At 61.9% G+C, this 16791-nt stretch carries 15 protein-coding genes; 6 read left to right on the top strand and 9 right to left on the bottom strand.

Going from position 1 to position 16791, the window contains the following annotated elements; genetic code table 11:
- Positions 1–3: 3 nt before the first annotated feature.
- Positions 4–648 (bottom strand): GNAT family N-acetyltransferase, encoded by a 645-nt coding sequence (locus VQ575_RS09365; protein ID WP_039592804.1) that lies wholly within the window; start codon positions 646–648, stop codon positions 4–6.
- A 175-nt stretch (positions 649–823) separates the two neighbouring features.
- Here VQ575_RS09365 and xthA point away from each other — a divergent pair, with 175 nt between their 5' ends.
- The 3 genes from xthA (at position 824) to VQ575_RS09350 (ending at position 3954) form a co-directional block, all read left to right on the top strand.
- Positions 824–1636, top strand: a complete 813-nt coding sequence (xthA, locus tag VQ575_RS09360; protein ID WP_325919515.1) for an exodeoxyribonuclease III — start codon at positions 824–826, stop codon at positions 1634–1636.
- Positions 1637–1788: 152 nt separating this feature from the next.
- The gene (locus VQ575_RS09355) at positions 1789–3123 is read left to right on the top strand and encodes a substrate-binding domain-containing protein (RefSeq protein WP_039592802.1); all 1335 of its coding nucleotides are present in this window, start codon (positions 1789–1791) and stop codon (positions 3121–3123) included.
- Positions 3124–3615: 492 nt separating this feature from the next.
- A complete protein-coding gene (locus VQ575_RS09350; RefSeq protein ID WP_039592801.1) occupies positions 3616–3954 on the top strand; it encodes a DUF6124 family protein in 339 nt (112 codons plus the stop codon).
- A gap of 61 nt (positions 3955–4015) precedes the next feature.
- Here VQ575_RS09350 and VQ575_RS09345 read toward each other — a convergent pair whose 3' ends face one another.
- Both VQ575_RS09345 and VQ575_RS09340 read right to left on the bottom strand, forming a co-directional pair.
- A complete protein-coding gene (locus tag VQ575_RS09345) occupies positions 4016–5254 on the bottom strand; it encodes a M20/M25/M40 family metallo-hydrolase (RefSeq protein ID WP_325919513.1) in 1239 nt (412 codons plus the stop codon).
- A 74-nt stretch (positions 5255–5328) separates the two neighbouring features.
- Positions 5329–6405, bottom strand: coding sequence for a diguanylate cyclase (locus VQ575_RS09340; RefSeq protein ID WP_039592799.1), 1077 nt, complete (start codon positions 6403–6405; stop codon positions 5329–5331).
- Between the two features lie 298 nt (positions 6406–6703).
- On the opposite strand from VQ575_RS09340, the gene VQ575_RS09335 reads away from it, so the two are divergent.
- The 3 genes from VQ575_RS09335 (at position 6704) to VQ575_RS09325 (ending at position 9958) form a co-directional block, all read left to right on the top strand.
- A complete protein-coding gene (locus VQ575_RS09335) occupies positions 6704–7633 on the top strand; it encodes an alpha/beta fold hydrolase (protein ID WP_039592798.1) in 930 nt (309 codons plus the stop codon).
- 138 nt (positions 7634–7771) lie between these two features.
- On the top strand, positions 7772–9166 hold the full coding sequence (gene hglS / locus VQ575_RS09330; RefSeq protein WP_325919511.1) for a 2-oxoadipate dioxygenase/decarboxylase HglS: 1395 nt from the start codon (positions 7772–7774) through the stop codon (positions 9164–9166).
- A 273-nt stretch (positions 9167–9439) separates the two neighbouring features.
- Entirely contained in the window at positions 9440–9958 is a 519-nt protein-coding gene (locus VQ575_RS09325) for an Hcp family type VI secretion system effector (protein WP_039592796.1), read from the top strand.
- A 142-nt stretch (positions 9959–10100) separates the two neighbouring features.
- Here the strand turns inward: VQ575_RS09325 and VQ575_RS09320 are convergent, their stop codons facing one another.
- From VQ575_RS09320 to VQ575_RS09295, 6 genes are all read right to left on the bottom strand, one after another.
- Entirely contained in the window at positions 10101–10280 is a 180-nt protein-coding gene (locus tag VQ575_RS09320) for a hypothetical protein (protein WP_039592795.1), read from the bottom strand.
- Positions 10281–10310: 30 nt separating this feature from the next.
- Complete coding sequence (locus VQ575_RS09315) at positions 10311–10553, bottom strand: hypothetical protein (protein WP_039592794.1); 243 nt, start codon at positions 10551–10553, stop codon at positions 10311–10313.
- Positions 10554–10615: 62 nt separating this feature from the next.
- Entirely contained in the window at positions 10616–11686 is a 1071-nt protein-coding gene (locus VQ575_RS09310; protein ID WP_325919509.1) for a lipocalin-like domain-containing protein, read from the bottom strand.
- Entirely contained in the window at positions 11676–14147 is a 2472-nt protein-coding gene (locus VQ575_RS09305) for an ABC transporter permease (RefSeq protein ID WP_325919507.1), read from the bottom strand. Before VQ575_RS09305 ends, VQ575_RS09310 begins: the two co-directional genes overlap by 11 nt.
- Positions 14144–14812, bottom strand: a complete 669-nt coding sequence (locus VQ575_RS09300; protein WP_325919506.1) for an ABC transporter ATP-binding protein — start codon at positions 14810–14812, stop codon at positions 14144–14146. Before VQ575_RS09300 ends, VQ575_RS09305 begins: the two co-directional genes overlap by 4 nt.
- Positions 14813–14924: 112 nt before the next feature.
- Entirely contained in the window at positions 14925–16622 is a 1698-nt protein-coding gene (locus tag VQ575_RS09295; RefSeq protein ID WP_325919504.1) for a sulfatase-like hydrolase/transferase, read from the bottom strand.
- Between the last annotated feature and the right edge of the window lie 169 nt (positions 16623–16791).

Here is a 16791-nt window from a genome sequence, read left to right as displayed (position 1 = left end):
CGACTAAGCTGTCGCGCTCTGCAGAACCTGCGGGTTTGCATGAAAGAACACATGCTCGCGGACAGGTCCTACCGCAACTTCGCCAATTTCCTCATAACCCTGGCGCTTATAGAAGTCGAGATAGCGTGGGTTGCCGGTGTCCAGCACCACGCCTTGGGAATGTTCATCCACCGCACACCAGTTATGCACCGCTTCGAGCAACTGCTCGCCATAGTGTTTGCCCTGGAATTGTGGGTGCACCCCGAGCAACGGCAACACATGGACCGAGTCCGATGGCAGGCAGGCCAGCACCGATGCGTGATATTCCAAGTACCGTCGGGTACAGCGAAACCCAGTGCTCAGCACCATGCGCAGGCGCCAGGCCCAACTTTCGGTAATGCCCAGGCGGCGCTGCGGCGGCGCGATCAGGGCGATGCCGATCAGACGGTCGTTGACCAACAGGCCGATTGCCGGCAGATCCTGGAAGAAATGCTGCTTGACCAGCTCTCGCACTGTCGCTCGCACCCGCTGTTCATACCCGGGACGCTCGGACTCGAACAGGTAGCTGAAGGTCGGCTCGTGGCGATAAGCCTGGTACAACAATGAACGCGCTTCGCGGGAATAACCGCTGTCGAGCATGTGGATATCAGCATTGGCGGTTTCAGGCATGGCGTTGCGTCTCCTGGGCGGGCTCGGTGAGGCCCTGCTCTTATTGACTACGAACCCGACAGGGTTGCGATCGTTCCTACATGCCAAGGACATTAGCAGTGCATTTGTCCTACTGCCACGCTAGCCCCGTTCCCACATGTCAGCTAGCATCGCAGTTTTGCCAGGACAGCCGACCATGAAGATCGTCTCCTTCAACATCAACGGCCTGCGAGCCCGTCCCCATCAGTTGGCGGCACTGATCGACAAGCACCAGCCGGACGTGATCGGGTTGCAGGAAACCAAGGTCCACGATGAACAGTTCCCACTGGCCGAGGTGCAAGCCCTGGGTTATCACGTGCATTACCACGGTCAGAAAGGCCACTACGGTGTCGCCCTGCTCTCGCGCCAGCCGCCACTGACGCTGCACAAAGGCTTCGAGACCGACGAGGAAGATGCCCAGCGGCGTTTCATCTGGGGCACCTTTGCCGATGCCAATGGTGTGCCGGTGACCGTCATGAACGGTTATTTCCCACAAGGTGAAAGCCGTGATCACCCCACCAAATTCCCGGCCAAGGAACGCTTCTACAATGACTTGCAGCAGTTGCTGGAAACACGCTTCAGCAACGAGCAACCGGTCGTGGTGATGGGCGATGTGAATATTTCGCCGGAAGACTGCGACATCGGCATCGGCCCGGACAACATGAAGCGCTGGCTGAAGACCGGCAAATGCAGCTTCCTGCCGGAAGAGCGCGAGTGGATGGCCCGCCTGAAGAACTGGGGCCTGGTGGACAGCTTCCGTCACCTGAACCCGGACGTCACCGACCGCTTCAGCTGGTTCGACTACCGCAGCCGCGGTTTCGAAGACGAGCCCAAGCGCGGCCTGCGCATCGACTTGATCCTGGCGTCCCAGGGCCTGCTGCCACGGGTCAAGGATGCTGGCGTGGACTATGAATTGCGAGGCATGGAAAAACCGTCGGATCATGCGCCGATCTGGTTGCAATTGAGCTGATCCAAGCGACTGCCCTGTCCCTGTGGGACCGAGCCTGCTCGCTCCCACACCTGACCGCGCCGGTCATTCGACGTGCGTCGCTTCCCTGTCATCTTTCAGTAACCCGACTGACTTAATCTTCCGGCACTTCCCTGGTTTCCCAAGGTGTCGGCATGCGGCTGTGCGTTGTGTTTTTCCTCGGCCTCTGGCTGCCATGCGTGGCATGGAGCAGCCGTCTGCCCATTCCTGATCACGGCCCTGCCCTGCGCCTCCAGGGTTCCAACACCATCGGCGCGGCGTTGGCGCCGGCCCTCGTCCGCGGGCTGATGGAAGACCAGGGGTTGCTCAAGGTCAGCACCGAAATCACCGGTCGCGACAACGAGCAACGCATTGTCGGGCAAACCGCAGACGGCCAGCGAGTCACCATCGACATCGCCGCCCACGGCTCCAGCACCGGGTTCATCGCCCTCAAGCAAGCCAACGCCGACCTGGCCGCGTCTTCCCGGCCGATCAAGGACAGCGAACTGAAGGAACTGGCGGCCCTTGGCGATCTGAAAAGTCCTGCATCCGAGCAAGTCATCGCCATCGACGGCCTGGCGATCATCCTCCACCCGCAAAACCCACTGCGTCAGCTCGATACCGTGCAACTGGCGCGCATTTTCAGCGGCGAGGCCAAGACCTGGGAATCCGTGGGTGGCGTCGGCGGGCCGATTCATTTGTACGCGCGGGATGAGCAATCCGGAACCTACGATACCTTCAAGGAACTGGTACTCAACCGACAAGGCAAAAAGCTGGATCCTACAGCCAGGCGCTTCGAATCCAGCGAGCAATTGTCGGACGCTGTCAGCCAGGACCCACAGGGCATCGGTTTTATCGGTTTGCCCTATGTGCGACAAGCCAAGCCCCTGGCGATTGTCGACGGTGCCTCCCAGCCCATGTTGCCGCTGAACAACCTGATCGCCACCGAGGACTATCCCCTGTCCCGGCGCTTGTTCTTTTACTTACCCACGCTGCAAGCCAATCCCTGGGCCGAAGCTCTGGTGGACTTCACCCAAGGTGAACAGGGCCAGGCCATCGTTGCAGCGAACGGCTTCATCGCCCAGACCGTACAGGCCATGGCTGTCGTCCCCAACGCACTGATGCCGGAGGGGTACCAGGCCCTGAGCCGCCATGCCCAGCGCCTGACTGTGAATTTCCGTTTCGAAGAAGGCAGCGCCAGCCTCGACAGCAAGGCCCAACAAGACCTGGGCCGCGTGCTTGACTACATCAAGCAGCACGGCAAGGCCGACCGACGCGTGACCCTCGTAGGGTTCGGCGACCTCAAGGACGACCCGGCGCGAGCCGACCTGTTGTCCAGGCTGCGGGCCATGGCGGTGCGGCGCGAACTGGTCAAATACGGCGTGACGTTGCGCGAGGTACGCGGGTTTGGCGCGTTGATGCCGGTGGCGGCCAATAGTGAGGATGAAGGAAGGGTTCGCAATCGGCGGGTGGAGGTTTGGGTTTATTAGCAACGACGCCATCAACGCCTAACCCGCTCTTGTGGCGAGGAGATTTATCCCCGCAGGGCTGCGCAGCGGCCGTGAAACCTGGCTTCGCAGACATCCCAGCTATGGACCGCGTCGCGACTTTGAGGCTGCTTTGCAGCCTAACGGGGATAAATCCCCTCGCCAAAAAGCTGTTGCGTTTATTTTAATTACCTTGGTGTAGGAACGAACTCCAGCGTCTTGCGCCTTTGCCTACGACTACGCCAGAATCCGCTGGCTTGTGCGCCTTGAGGGTGGGCTTTACTGTTGCTCGGTCGCTGAAAATCAGCGATCGGGTTTGGTAGCCCGGGTAAAACTAAGGCGCACAGCTCCGGCATATTTATTATGGCGGCTGTGCGCGGGGCGCCTTGCGGCGCGCTGGGTTTGCCTTGGTACCCGGTCTACCAACCTGCGTATAGCCGCCACCCAATGTTTGGTAGCAAAGGGTTGTGGCTCCCATTACCAAGGAGTTTCATCATGTTCAAAGCAACCCCAAACCCGCCGGACAACGATCCAGCCGACTCGGAAGCACTCGACAAAGCGGCGGCAGACCGCGCCCTCGATTACTACCTGAAACCCACATCCAGCAAACCGCAAACCGACCCAAGCCAGCTCTTCACCCTCATCAACGGCATCGACACCGAGTCCCTGCTCGCCAATCTCAGCGAAACCCTGGCCTCGGCCAACGCGATGATCAATGACCTGGCCTTCGACCTGGACGGCTCGCGCCGGCACGTGGCCCTGGGCATCCTGCAACTGATCGAACTGGGCGGACTGCTGGCGAATCGAGCGCTGGATAACGTCGACCCGCGCTAGCCCAAGCAACGCATCCCCCTGTGGCGAGGGAGCAAGTTCCCTCGCCACAGAAGCCATCCTGCTACCGCCCCGCCAATTCCATAATCATCCGCGACAGCAGATAAATCCTCGGCACCATGCTCTCGACCTCGGCGTATTCCTGCGGCGTATGAATATTGCCGCCGACGATGCCAAAACCATCCAATGTCGGTGTGCCAACCCCAGCCGAGAGGCTGGCATCCGCCGCCCCGCCGCTGCCCTCTTCGGTGAGTTTGCGCCCCAGTTCGCCATAGATGCCCTGGGCCATCGCCATCAATCGATCCGACTCCTTCGTCTGCGGCATCGGCGGCAAACCGCGCTGCAGGCTGGTGGTGACTTCGGTCTCGGCGATCAGTTTGTCCTTCGAGACTCGGGCGAGATCTTTTTCGATGCGATCGAACTCCTCCGGCACCGCTGCGCGCACGTCGGCCTTCGCCGTTGCCTGGTCAGGAATCACATTGGTCCGATCGCCGGCCTTCAGCACGGTGAAGTTGATGGTGGTTTTCTTCTCCGCGTCGCCGAGCTTGCCCAGTTGCAGGATCTGGTGCGCCGCTTCCATCGCGGCGTTGCGCCCCAGCTCCGGCGCCACACCGGCGTGGGCCGCCTTGCCCTTGACCTCCACCAGGGCGGTTGCGCTGCCCTTGCGCCACACCACCAAACCGTCCGCCGGACGACCCGGTTCAAGGTTGAGGGTCACGTCATGGGCCTTGGCGGTTTTCTTGATCAGGTCGGTGGCGACGTCCGAGCCGGTTTCTTCGCTGGCGTCGAGCAGGAACGTGATCTGCGCGTAGTTCTTGAAGTCCAGGTTCTTTAGCACTTTCAATGCATAGATCCCGGCGACGATACCGCCCTTGTCGTCCATCACACCCGGCCCGTAGGCCCGGCCATCCTTGATATGAAAAGGCCGCTCGGCGGCGGAGCCTTCCTTGAACACCGTGTCCATGTGGGCCATCAGCAGGATCTTCGCCTTGCCGGTGCCCTTGAATGTCGCCAGGACATGCTGGGTGCCGTCCGAATTCGGCACTTTCTCGATAGTGGCGCCGAGCTTGTGCAACTCATCAATGGCAATGTCGCCGACCTGGGTCAGCCCCGGCACATAACCGGAACCGGAGTCGATGTTCACCAGCCGTTCCAGCAGTTTCAGGGCCTCGCCCTTGTACTGTTCGGCATGGGTCAAGACTTGCTGATGGGGTTGCGCGAAGGCAGCGGGGGCGAAAGCGCCAAGGGCCAGGCTCAGGCCAAGACTGACGGCGAGACGGGAGCGACGAGCGGTAACGGTCATGATTTCATCCTTGTTTCGTCGGGAAATACTCTAGAGAGACCAAGGGGCACCCTACCCGACAATACGCCAAGGCTCTAGACCGTCGACGCCTCCAACTTTGGCAGATGTCGCTGACAGACAACTCGGTTGCGCCCACTGGACTTGGCTTCATAAAGCAGTTGATCGGCGTCATTGAACCATGCCGTCGCATCGCCATAAGCCGGGTTGAAGGCTGCCAGGCCGATGCTCAGGCTCACTTTCAACGCCGGGTCCTGCTCGTAGGCCAACGTGGCGAAGCGCTCGCGCAAGCCGTCCATGGCCTGCACCGCCTTGTGCAAGGTCAGGTCCGGCAGGATCACGCAAAACTCGTCGCCACCGTAGCGCCCGACAATGTCGGCAGCCCGCAGATTCTGCCTGAGCAGCTTGCCGAGCTGGCGCAGTACCACGTCACCGGCGCCGTGGCCGTAGGTGTCGTTGATGGCTTTGAAATGGTCGATGTCGATCAGCGCGATCGCGCCCAGGGCCTCGTCTGGTGGATGGCGCAGGCAGCGCTGGAATTCTTCATTGAGTCGATCTTTCCAGGCGCCATGGTTGAGCAGTCCGGTAAGGCTGTCGGTACGGCTCAGCGCCAGCAACTCACGCTTCTGCCGGCCCAGGGTGTAGGCCTGGCGAAAGCAGATCCAACCCAGCGCCAGCGGATAAAGGCACAGCAGCGGCAGACAGGCATAGAGCTGCGTCGGGCTGGTCATGGGCACGCTGGTCAAGGGGAAGACCACGCTCCCCAATGCAATGCCAGCCACTTGGGCCAGCGCGCCGGCCAGCAGGAAACGCAGGCCGCCAATCGCGACGTTGTTCATCGACATCATCGCCAACGTGACGGCCGTAGGCAGCGGATTGAACTGCATCGCCGCGACCCAGAATCCGCCGAGCAACGCGTCGATCAACAGGTTGCGGTGTTCAGCGTGGTACGGCACCGCCGAACGACGGGCCCATTGATAAGAGAGGTGTGGCCAGAGCAGGCCATTGAACAGCAACAAGCCCCAGACCCAGGGCGCCGGGTCAAGGGGATAGACGGCGGCACTGACCAGCAGCAACCCCAACGCCAGGCCCAGGATGCGCGATGTGTATAGCCTCCTGGCCAGCGAGAGTCCCTTTTTTCCGGTTTTTTGCATAGAGGCCTCTGCACCGCAGGTCTCCCGAGTTCCCGGGATGGGGTGACTGCAGTCTATCAGGGTGCAGTCAAATAGCCATTACTCACTGGAGGGGTATTTCTTGTGCAAGGCGAAGCGGTCCTTGGCGGATCTTGGCTATACATGAGATGGAGAACCTGCTGTCCGACACAACGCGTATCAAAGCAAATGCACACCTGTCGTCGCGATATCCCAAGGTTTCAGCTTCACTTACGTAACACCTGATCCGTCGGCTCGACCCGCGGGTCAACAATCCTACGTAACCCATGGGGGGCAAGACATGCTGGTGTTGTGGGTAGTGCTCGCCGTGTTCATCGCCTGGAGCTGGTTGACGTATCCAGGCATCGGCCACGTGCTGTATGACTTGGGCATGGCTCTGGAGGCGCGCCTGTATCGGCTGCACAAAATCACCGTGCCCATCAGCGAAATGACCGTGTCCACCTGGCAAGGCGGGCCCTATGAAGCATCCGGCAGCATCCTGATGCTGCACGGCTACAGCGCCGACAAGAACCTGTGGCTGCGCTTCGCCCGACCTTTCGTCAACCGCTACCGGGTGATCATCCCGGACTTGGCCGGCCATGGCGAAACCGGCTTCAAGGCTGGTGGCGGCTACGACATCCCGACCCAGGCCCGGCGCGTGGTCGAATTGCTCGATGCCTGCGGCCTGGACAAGGTCCATGTGATCGGCAACTCCATGGGCGGCTACCTCGCGGCGTGGCTGGCGGCGACTGCGCCTGAACGGGTGCTGACCCTGGCGCTGATCGACCCGGCCGGCGTCACGGCCCCCGAGCCCAGCGACATGGAACGTCACCTGGCCGCCGGCCACAACCCGTTCCTGGTTCATTCACGGGATGATTTCGCGCCGTTCTACGCCATGACCATGGCTTCCCCGCCCTGGCTGCCCAGCGTCGTACTCGCCGCACTGGCCCAACGCTACGAGCAGCGCCGGGAGGAGTTGGCGGAGATCTTCGTCGACTTGCGCGCCAGCCCGCCGATGGAGCCTCGCCTGGGGGATATCCGGGCGCCGTCGTTGTTGCTCTGGGGGCGCAAGGATCGGCTGATCGACGTCAGCAGCGTGCCGGTCTGGAGCAAGGGCATCGCCGACCTGCGCGTGGAAATCTGGGACGGGGTCGGCCACATGCCGATGGTTGAAAAACCCGGCAAGACCGCGGCGCTGTATCGGGACTTCCTCGAGGGTTTGGGACAGTAAGCAAGGTGCAGCCCGGGAGGGAGCCTGCCGATCAGTCCCTGGGAGAATGAAGTCCTGAAGATTCTTCGTTTGCCGGCATTGGCGAAGGCTGCGATCTTTCGTTCAACTTTCCCACAGCCCTCGCCAGGAATTCTCACGATGAGCTTCGTCAGCCCCGACTTGATCCGCCAACGCTTTTCCAGGGCGATGTCCGACATGTACCGCGACGAGGTGCCGCTGTATGGCGCATTGATGAGCCTGGTTGAGCAAACCAACGCCCAGGTCCTGACCAACGATCCATCGCTGGCCGAGCACCTGCGCAGCACCGGTGAACTCCAGCGCCTGGACATGGAGCGCCATGGCGCGATCCGCGTCGGGACCGCCACCGAACTGGCGATGCTGGGCCGACTGTTTGCGGTGATGGGCATGCAACCGGTGGGCTATTACGACCTGACACCAGCCGGGGTCCCGGTGCATTCGACGGCTTTTCGCGCCGTGCATGAAACGTCGCTGCAGATAAGCCCGTTCCGGGTATTTACCTCGCTGCTGCGCCTGGAGCTGATCGAAAACAGCGAACTGCGGACCTTTGCCGAGGCGGTGCTGGCCAAGCGTCAGATCTTTACCCCGGGCGCTCTCGAACTGATTGAACTGGCCGAACGCCAGGGCGGCCTGACGCAATCCCAGGCTGACGAGTTTGTATTGCAAGCGCTGGAAACCTTTCGCTGGCACCACAGCGCCACCGTCACCGCCGAGCAATATCGACAACTGAGCGCCCAGCATCGCCTGATCGCCGACGTGGTGGCGTTCAAGGGGCCGCACATCAACCACCTGACGCCGCGTACCCTGGACATCGATATCGTGCAGGCCCAGATGCCGGTGCATGGCATCACACCCAAAGCGGTGGTCGAGGGCCCGCCTCGTCGCCAGTGCCCTATCCTGCTGCGCCAGACCAGTTTCAAGGCGCTCGACGAGCCCGTCGCGTTCACTGACCAACACCAATCCCAGGGCAGCCACAGCGCCCGCTTCGGGGAAATCGAACAACGAGGCGCGGCCCTCACGCCAAAAGGACGGGCCCTCTACGATCAGTTGCTGAACGCAGCGCGCGATGCCCTGGGCGAATTTCCCAACGAAGCCAATGCCGAACGCTACAACGCGTTGATGGCAGAGCACTTTGCCCAGTTCCCGGATGACCACGAAGCGCTGCGCCGGCAAGCGCTGGCCTACTTCCGCTATTTCGTGACACCGGCGGGGCTTGCCGCCAAAGGCACGCTGGAACAGCCGATCTCGCTGGAGCGCTTGCTGGAACAGCGCTATTTGCGCGCCGAACCGCTGGTCTACGAAGATTTCCTGCCGGTCAGCGCCGCCGGGATATTCCAGTCGAACCTGGGCGATGCCGCCCAGAGCCACTATGCCGGGCAATCCAATCGACAGGCGTTCGAAGCAGCGCTGGAACGGCCGACCATCGATGAACTGGCGCTGTACGCCGAGACGCAAAAGCGCTCCATCGACGAATGCCTGTCGGCATTGGACGCTCGGAAAATAGCCCAAGAATAGAAAAGCAATAAGTTGCGCGCCAACACCTGACTATCCTCTGCGGCATGGCCATTTCGCCGATGGCAGACGGCATCTGCTGCGTGCGCAATCGACAGTGGAGGGCATGCAGCCTTCTGCGTGAGTTTCGAGGCACCGGCGCCATGCTCCGCAGAGAAATAATCCCAACAGATTGATTTATCGACGTTTTTTATAAATGGCATGGCTCTTGATATCGGTCAGCCGCCTCGGACGATTCACGTCCCGGGCGTCCAGCTATCCAGCAAGGAGCATCCATTGGCTACCCCCGCTTACATGTCCATCGAAGGCACCAAACAAGGTCTGATCACCGCAGGCGCGTTCACCGCTGACTCGGTAGGCAACACCTATCAGGAAGGTCATGAAGACCAGGTCATGGTGCAGGGCTTCCAGCACCAGGTGACGATTCCCCGCGATCCCCAGTCCGGCCAGCCAACTGGCCAGCGCATACACAAACCCTTGGTCATCACCAAGGTATTCGATAAAGCCTCGCCGTTGCTCCAGGCAGCCCTGACCAGTGGCGAACGCCTGACGAAGGTTGAGATCCAGTGGTATCGCACTTCGGCTGCGGGCACCCAGGAGCACTACTACACCACCACCCTGGAAGACGCGATCATCGTCGATATGAAGGATTACATGCTCAACTGCCAGGACCCTGGCAACAGCCATTTCACTCATCTGGAGGACGTGCACTTCACCTACCGCAAGATCACCTGGACCCACGAAGTGAGCGGTACCTCGGGCTCCGATGACTGGCGTACGCCGGTCGCAGGCTAACCCTCGCGGGTGTTCGCCCAGTGCGACGGCCTCGGCATTCCATGCACTGGTAAAGAGCCTGACACTGGGCGAACGCCAACAATGATAGTGGAGCTTGCACGGGATGTCCGTGAGCCCCGCATAAATTATTCTTCACGTCGCATCAGCGGTCTTGTTTTTGCCTGGCGGTTTTCTGCGCATCGGTTTCCTGCGCATCAGGGTTGCCCTGCTGCTCACGCTTGGCCGGGTCATTGGGCCGCAATGCGTCGTTGTCACGCTCCACCTCGCCGGGCAGCGCCGGGTCGTCGGGGTTTTCCTGCGTTTGATCGGGGCTGGGCTTCATCGCGAACTCCTTGGGTTGGCTTGACGGGCATCACGCGTCGGGGTCCGCTACTTCCTCTGCGACGTTGGCATCCGGCGAGCGCTGGTGAAGCTCCTCGGCCTGGGTCTTCAATTCTTGCCACCGGTCCAGGTCAATCTCTCCCAGGCCGAACAGGTCGTCGGCCAGCCGCATCAGCTCGGTGAAATGAGCATCGGGCGATTCCTGCCAATAGGCCTTGTCGTCGAACAGCCGCTGCCAGTCGGCCAGCGACGGTGGTTTGATGTCATCGCTCATGACGGACTCCCGCGAGGCATTCATAGGTATGAGGGGCGACGCACGCGGGGAGTTCCGACGAATCAATACCCGGTCATTTCCAGATAGCCATTGCCGCCATGGCTGCCGCTCAGTTGCACCGGCCCTTCCCAATACGGGATGCGCAGGTTCATCCAGGCATCGGGATTGAGGGCCCGCGTGGTGACATCGAGTTGCCTGGCGGGAATCTTGATGGACCAGCGCACCGGCATCGATCGTCCGGCTACCTCGGCGGTGTCCAGCGGCGTGAGGCTGATTGCCCTGGCGTCCAGTGTCCTCGCCTGGCCCCGGGCATCGATCCAGGTGCCCGTGAGGTAAGGCTCGCCGTCCTTGTGGCGCATGCGATAAAGCATGACGTGATCGCCGTTTTCCAAGTGCAAGGAAAACCAATCCCAACCGGTCTGGTTTTCCGTCAGGGGCTGGCTGCTCCATTCACGGTCGAGCCAGGCCGGGCCGCTGACTTGATAGCGCCGGCCATCGATTTCAAGGGCACCAGCCGCCTGGAAAAACGGTTGGCTGTAGTAGTACGAGGCCTGGCCTTGTTCGGATTTCTGACTGAAACCCTGATCCCCTTGCAGCACCAACGGCCGGGTCGAAGTCAGCCGCAAGTCGTAGCTGAAGTGTGGCCCGCGCGCCTTCAACTGCATGTCCGCGAGCGGGTCCGGGCCAACGGCTTGAGTGCCGAAGCGCCAATCGTCGATCCAGGCATCGAAGGGCGTGGTGCGCACGCCGGCCTGCCCGACTCCGCCCCGGGCGTAGCGCTCGGCGGCATGATGGACGGTGGCGGACGTGACGGCGGCGTGGCCGAGCCAGATCGTCTGGTTGCGCCAACCGCTGGCCTGGGGCGCGGCATCCAGGGCGCTGCGGAACAGCGTCCATTGCACGCCGAAATCCCGGCCCTCGGCGTCCTTGAGATTGGCAGTGACGTACCACCACTCGATGCGGAAGCCTTCGTGGGCACCGTGATCGGCTGGAAAGCTGAACACGCGCCCGGGCACCACCGGCGTGAACGCGACAGCCTCGGTGCCCAGGCCGGCAAAGCCCTTGTCCGGTGGCGATGCGTTGTCACAGCCGCCGAGCAGCGCCAGCAGCATCAGGCCAACTCTAATCTTCATGGGCGAACGTCCTCAGCAAATCCGCCGGTTGCGTACGGTACAACGCGTACAGCGGCCAGGCCGATGCCAGCAGCGTGGCGAACATTGCCAGGCCCAGCAACTGCGCCAACTGCATCGGAAAAAGCCGTAATGGCAGGCGCCAGCCAAAGGCCTGCACGTTGATGACTGCGTCCAGGCACCAAGCCAGGGCGATGCCCAGCGGCAAGGCCAGCAGCAGCGTCAACAGCGCCAGCAGCCAGGTCTGGCCGAGGTTGAGCAGCATCAACTGTCGCCGCGTTATCCCCAATGCCCATAGCGGCGCCAACTGGCTGAGGCGACTCTGGCTCTGGGTCAGCAGGCTGATGAACAACGCGACGCCCGCCACCGCCAGGGTCAGGCTGTTGAGTGCCGCCGTGGCGGCAAAAGTGCGTTCGAACACCTGGGTTGACCATCCCTTGAGCCGCGCCTGGTCGACGATCCGGTTGTCATCGAGGTTGAAGCGCGCCTGCAACGCCGTCAGCAATCGGGGAATCGCCGCCGGCTCGATGCGCAGGTTGAAGCGATTCGGTGTCAACTGCGGCCAGTGCGCGCGCAGATGTCCGGCATTGATCAGTACATGGCCCTTGGGGTTGCCGTAGTCGGCATAAATCCCGACGATGCGAGGCCTCCAAGGACCTTGCGGAGTCGGCAGGGTCACTCGATCGCCGATCCGCACCTTCAGGCGCCGGGCCAGTTGCTCGCTGAGCATCAGCGTGTCTGCACCGGCCAGTTGTTCCCACGCTTGATCCCCTGCGGCCTCCAGCAAAGGCCAATGCTGACGATAGGACGGATGATCGACGATGCCGTAGATGTCGGTCGGCCAACCTTGCAACGGGATCGACACTTGCCAGTTGGGCAACACGGCAGTGACGGAGGGTTGCTGGCTGAGCCAGTCATGCAGTTCGGCCGCCTGGGTCGGGGTTTGCGGGTTGATGTACAGCTCGGCGGTCAGTCGCTGTTCGAGCCAGTCACTGAACGTCTGGCGAAACCCCGCCGTCATGCTGCCGGCGCCAATGTTCGCCGCCAACGCCAGGAGCAAGGCCATCAGCGCCAGGCTCAGCGTCGGCAATTGTTGACGGCAATCGGCGACAAACCACTGGCCGAGCACCGAACGGCTGCGGCGCAACAGTAAATTCAGTACGCCGTTGAGCAACACCGGCAAGGCCAAGGCCGCGCCTAGCAACAGTGCGGTCATCAGGACAAAACCGCTCGCCAGGCTGTCGCCCCAGGCCAACGCCGAGGCGGCGACCAGCGCGGCCAACAGCGCCACCCCACCCTGGCGCCGCAACCATCGCGCGTGGGCCTGGTGCCAGGCCTGGGGATTGGCAAGGGCCAGCAGCGGCAGGCGAGCGGCGCGCAACAGGCTCTGGGCTCCGGCCAACAGCGCACCAAGCAAGCCCAGGCCAATTGCGCCCAGCCACCACCAAGGGCTGAGGTTCAATTGCCCCGGCACTTCGGCGCCGTACAAACCTCGAAGGCTCGCCGCGACGTCGGGCAATAGCAGGCTGGCCAACCAATACCCACTGAGCACGCCGGCCATCGCGCCCACTAACGCCAACGCGCCCAACTCCAGCACCAGGCTGCTGATCAGCACCCGCGCGCTGACGCCGCAGGCTCGCAGGGTTCGCAGCAGACCGCGACGTTGTTCCAGGGCAAGGCCAATGGCGGCGTGGACGATGAACAGGCCCACCACAAAGGATAAAAACCCCAAGGCGTCGAGATTCAAGTGGAAGCTCTCGGTCAAGCGCGACAGGTTGTTTTCATCCTCGGCGCGCTTGAATTGGAGCAAGCCATTGAAGGCCTCCGGCAAGACAGCGGTGTAGCTGTCAGGCAATACCAAGCGCGAAAGCTGATCCGGCAACCCGAGCAGTGCCTGAGCAAAACCGATGTCCATCAGCAGCACGCCGGGGGCCATGTCCGGCTGCACGTGCAAGGGCGGCAAAGGCTGGCCATCGGCAGTGCGGGGCCTGTCGCCTTCCTTCAGTCCCAGCGCCTGTAATGTTTGCGGGGCAATCCAGGTGTGGCCAGTGCCGGTGAAGAACTCCACCACCTCGCCAATCTCTCGCGCCTGCCCCGCCACCGCCGAGCCCGGCGGCAGCGACACCGGGTCGATGCCCATCAATTGCAGGCGTTGGTCTTCGTGCCCCAACAGCGTCACTCGCGCCTGCAATACCGGCGACACGGGCCAGCCCTGGCGACGCAGGTCGATGAACCATTGCTGCGCGAATGTGCCGCCGCCGGGAGCACTCAGGCTGGCCTGGGGTTCGCCGCCGATCAGTTGGCTGGCGCGGGCGTAGCTGTCACGGGCCTGGCTGTTCAACGCCTGCACACCGGTCAGCAGACTGGTGGCGAGCCAAAGCCCGGTCAGTACACTGAAAAACTGCACCGGGTGCCGACGCCAATGACTGAGCAGCGCCTTGAGCGTCTGGCGAAAGATCATCACCCCTGGGCCGCCTCTGCCAGGCGCCCGCCTTGCAACACCACCCGATGGGCCAGGCGCGCCGCCACCCGCTGACTGTGCGTGACCATCAACAGGCTGGTCGGACTGCCGTCGAGCAACTCCAGCAGCAGTTGCAGCACCTCGTCGCTGGTGGCTTCGTCGAGACTGCCGGTGGGTTCATCGGCCAACAGCAGCGGCGGACGCGAAGCCAAGGCCCTGCCCAAGGCGACTCGCTGTTGCTGCCCGCCGGACAACTGCTCGGGATACCGCCGCAGCAGATCCGAAAGCCCGAGCCGCTGCACCAGATGCCCTTGCCAGCCTGCGTCAAAACGGCCACACAGGCGCGCCTGGAACGCCAGGTTGTCTTCCACCGGCAAGCTGCTGATCAGGTTGAACTGCTGGAATACCAGGCCGATTTCCGTGCGCCGCCAGTTCGCCAACTGGTGTTCGCTCATACCGTCGAGCCGATACCCGCCGCTGCGAATACTGCCGCGATCGACTTTATCCAGGCCGGCGACCAAGTGCAGCAAGGTGCTCTTGCCGCTGCCTGACTCCCCCATCAACGCCAGGCTGCTGCCGGGGGGCAACGTCAGGTCGACGCCCTGCAAGACCGGCAGCGGGCCTTGGGGCGTGGCGTAGCTTTTGAAGACGTTACGGACTTCCAGCATGGGGGCACTCGGCAGATCGGCGAAGGCGACAGAATAGCGGAGGTTGAGCGGCTGTGAGAGTTCCAGGAAATATCCGGTTCCCGGTATTGGTCCGTCATTGTCGAGCCGTTCATCACTTGCCCGTCGCCACTTGCGCCTTCACGGGCCCCGGCGTAACGATGCTGCCCAGGTCGATGTGCTTCCAGGCTGGCTTGGCCCCCAGTCGTGCATTGAAGCGGTAATTGAAGGTGAAGTCGTCTTCGGTGGGCTCGCTCAAGGGTTTTCCATATCGCGCCACGACCGCCGCCGGGTCGTAGCCCATCAATGCCAGCAGCGTCGGGAAGATGTTGTAGTGACTGGAGCGGTCCTTGTTCTGCGCCCAGGCGCGGGGCCAATCCAGGGTGCGCAATTGACTGCCCTGGATGACCACCAGCGGCACCAGCCCTTCCTCTTCCACCGGGTCCCCGCCGCAGTGCGTATTGAGCCCGGGATTGCCACGCTCATGCAGGTCCTGGCCATGGTCGGAGGTGTAGATCAGCACGGCATTCTGGAGGTTGCCTTGTTGGAACAGGCGCTGGAAAAACTCGCCGACGTTCCACAGCAGTGTGTTCTGGTAAGCATTGCGATACAGCTGCCAATCATCCTGCCGGCCATTGAAGCCGTCGCGCTTGCCGGTGTCGGCCACGTCCTGGAACTGTCCGCGGGGCAAGGCCGGACGGTAGGTCATGAAGGCATCGGGATATTTGTCGTGGACCGGAAAATGCGCGCCCACTTTATTCACCACTACCAGCTCTGCCCGGTCATTGTTCAGCAGCTTGGCCAACTGCGCCGCGGCTGCCATGTCGCGGTCCAGCACGCGGACCTGGTCGAATTGAATGAACTGGTCGATGTCCTGTTTTTCCAGCTCGGTCATCAGGTTCTGCAAGTTGCCGCCGGTGCGCTGGGCATCGATATAGACCGTGCGCATGCCGGCGCCATGGGCGTACTGCCAGATCGACGGCTGCGTGCTGTTGATGCGCATGTAGTCAGCCCGCGTACCGCCATAACGCAGGGTGACGTTGGTGTCGGCACTGCAATTGGCGATGGAGGCGGCGTAGCCGTAGTTGAAGATTTCCACACCGGGCGGCGGTGTCTTGAGACCACTGGCCACACCGGACGGGGTGTTTATATCTAGGTAATTGCCACCGATGCTTTCGTCGATGATCAATACGATATCGTGCCCGATCACAGACGATTGCCGCAGCAGGCTGACGGGCTCTCGGGCGCCGACCGTATTGTGCAACGCCTCGTAGACAAACAGGTTCAGGTAGGCCAGCGGCGTGTACATGATCGGTAAACCACGGGCGCCCTCACCCGCCCTTGCGAACAGCACGCCACTGAGCAGCAATACCCCGAACAACGGCGCGGCGACCGGTACATAACCGGGCAATGGCAGCCGCCGCCGTGGTTTCAGGCCGATGCCCAGCACCAGCAAGAGGCCCCCCGCCATCGCGCTGAAAATCACCTCGCGATACTGATACGCCGCCTCCTGGATAAACCCACCCGAATACACCAGCGATACGAACTGGCTGTAGGTCAGGTAGCTGTCGGTCACCCGGGTGTACACCTCGAAGAAAACCGCCGAGGCAAACATCGCCAATGCGAACAGATGCCGCACCAGCGCCTGGCGAATGTAGGCGCCCATCCACAACGCAAGCAGCAGCGCAACGAACATTGCGCCGAACAACACCGTTGCAAAGCTGAAACCCAGCGCCGCAAGACGCTCCAGGTAATAGTCATGTCCCCTGAACAGGTACAGCAACAACAGCGCTTCCTTGAGGTATCGGCTCATGTGTTTCCCGGCGGCGGCGCGACGTGGTGAAGGGGTTGTTTCTGCACACTAGCAGCGAGTTTGCAAAGCGCAAGAAAGAGGACGAACGGCCAGAGCGTCAAAAAAAAGTTAGCCCAAAAGTGACACTTTTTACCTGTCTAAAATGGTAAAAACTATGGATATATACCGT

Source organism: Pseudomonas frederiksbergensis (assembly GCF_035751725.1).
In the GTDB taxonomy this organism is placed as follows: Bacteria; Pseudomonadota; Gammaproteobacteria; order Pseudomonadales; family Pseudomonadaceae; genus Aquipseudomonas; species Aquipseudomonas frederiksbergensis_A.
Note: the sequence above shows the minus strand (reverse complement) of the source record. Positions and strands in the feature narration are given on the sequence as shown.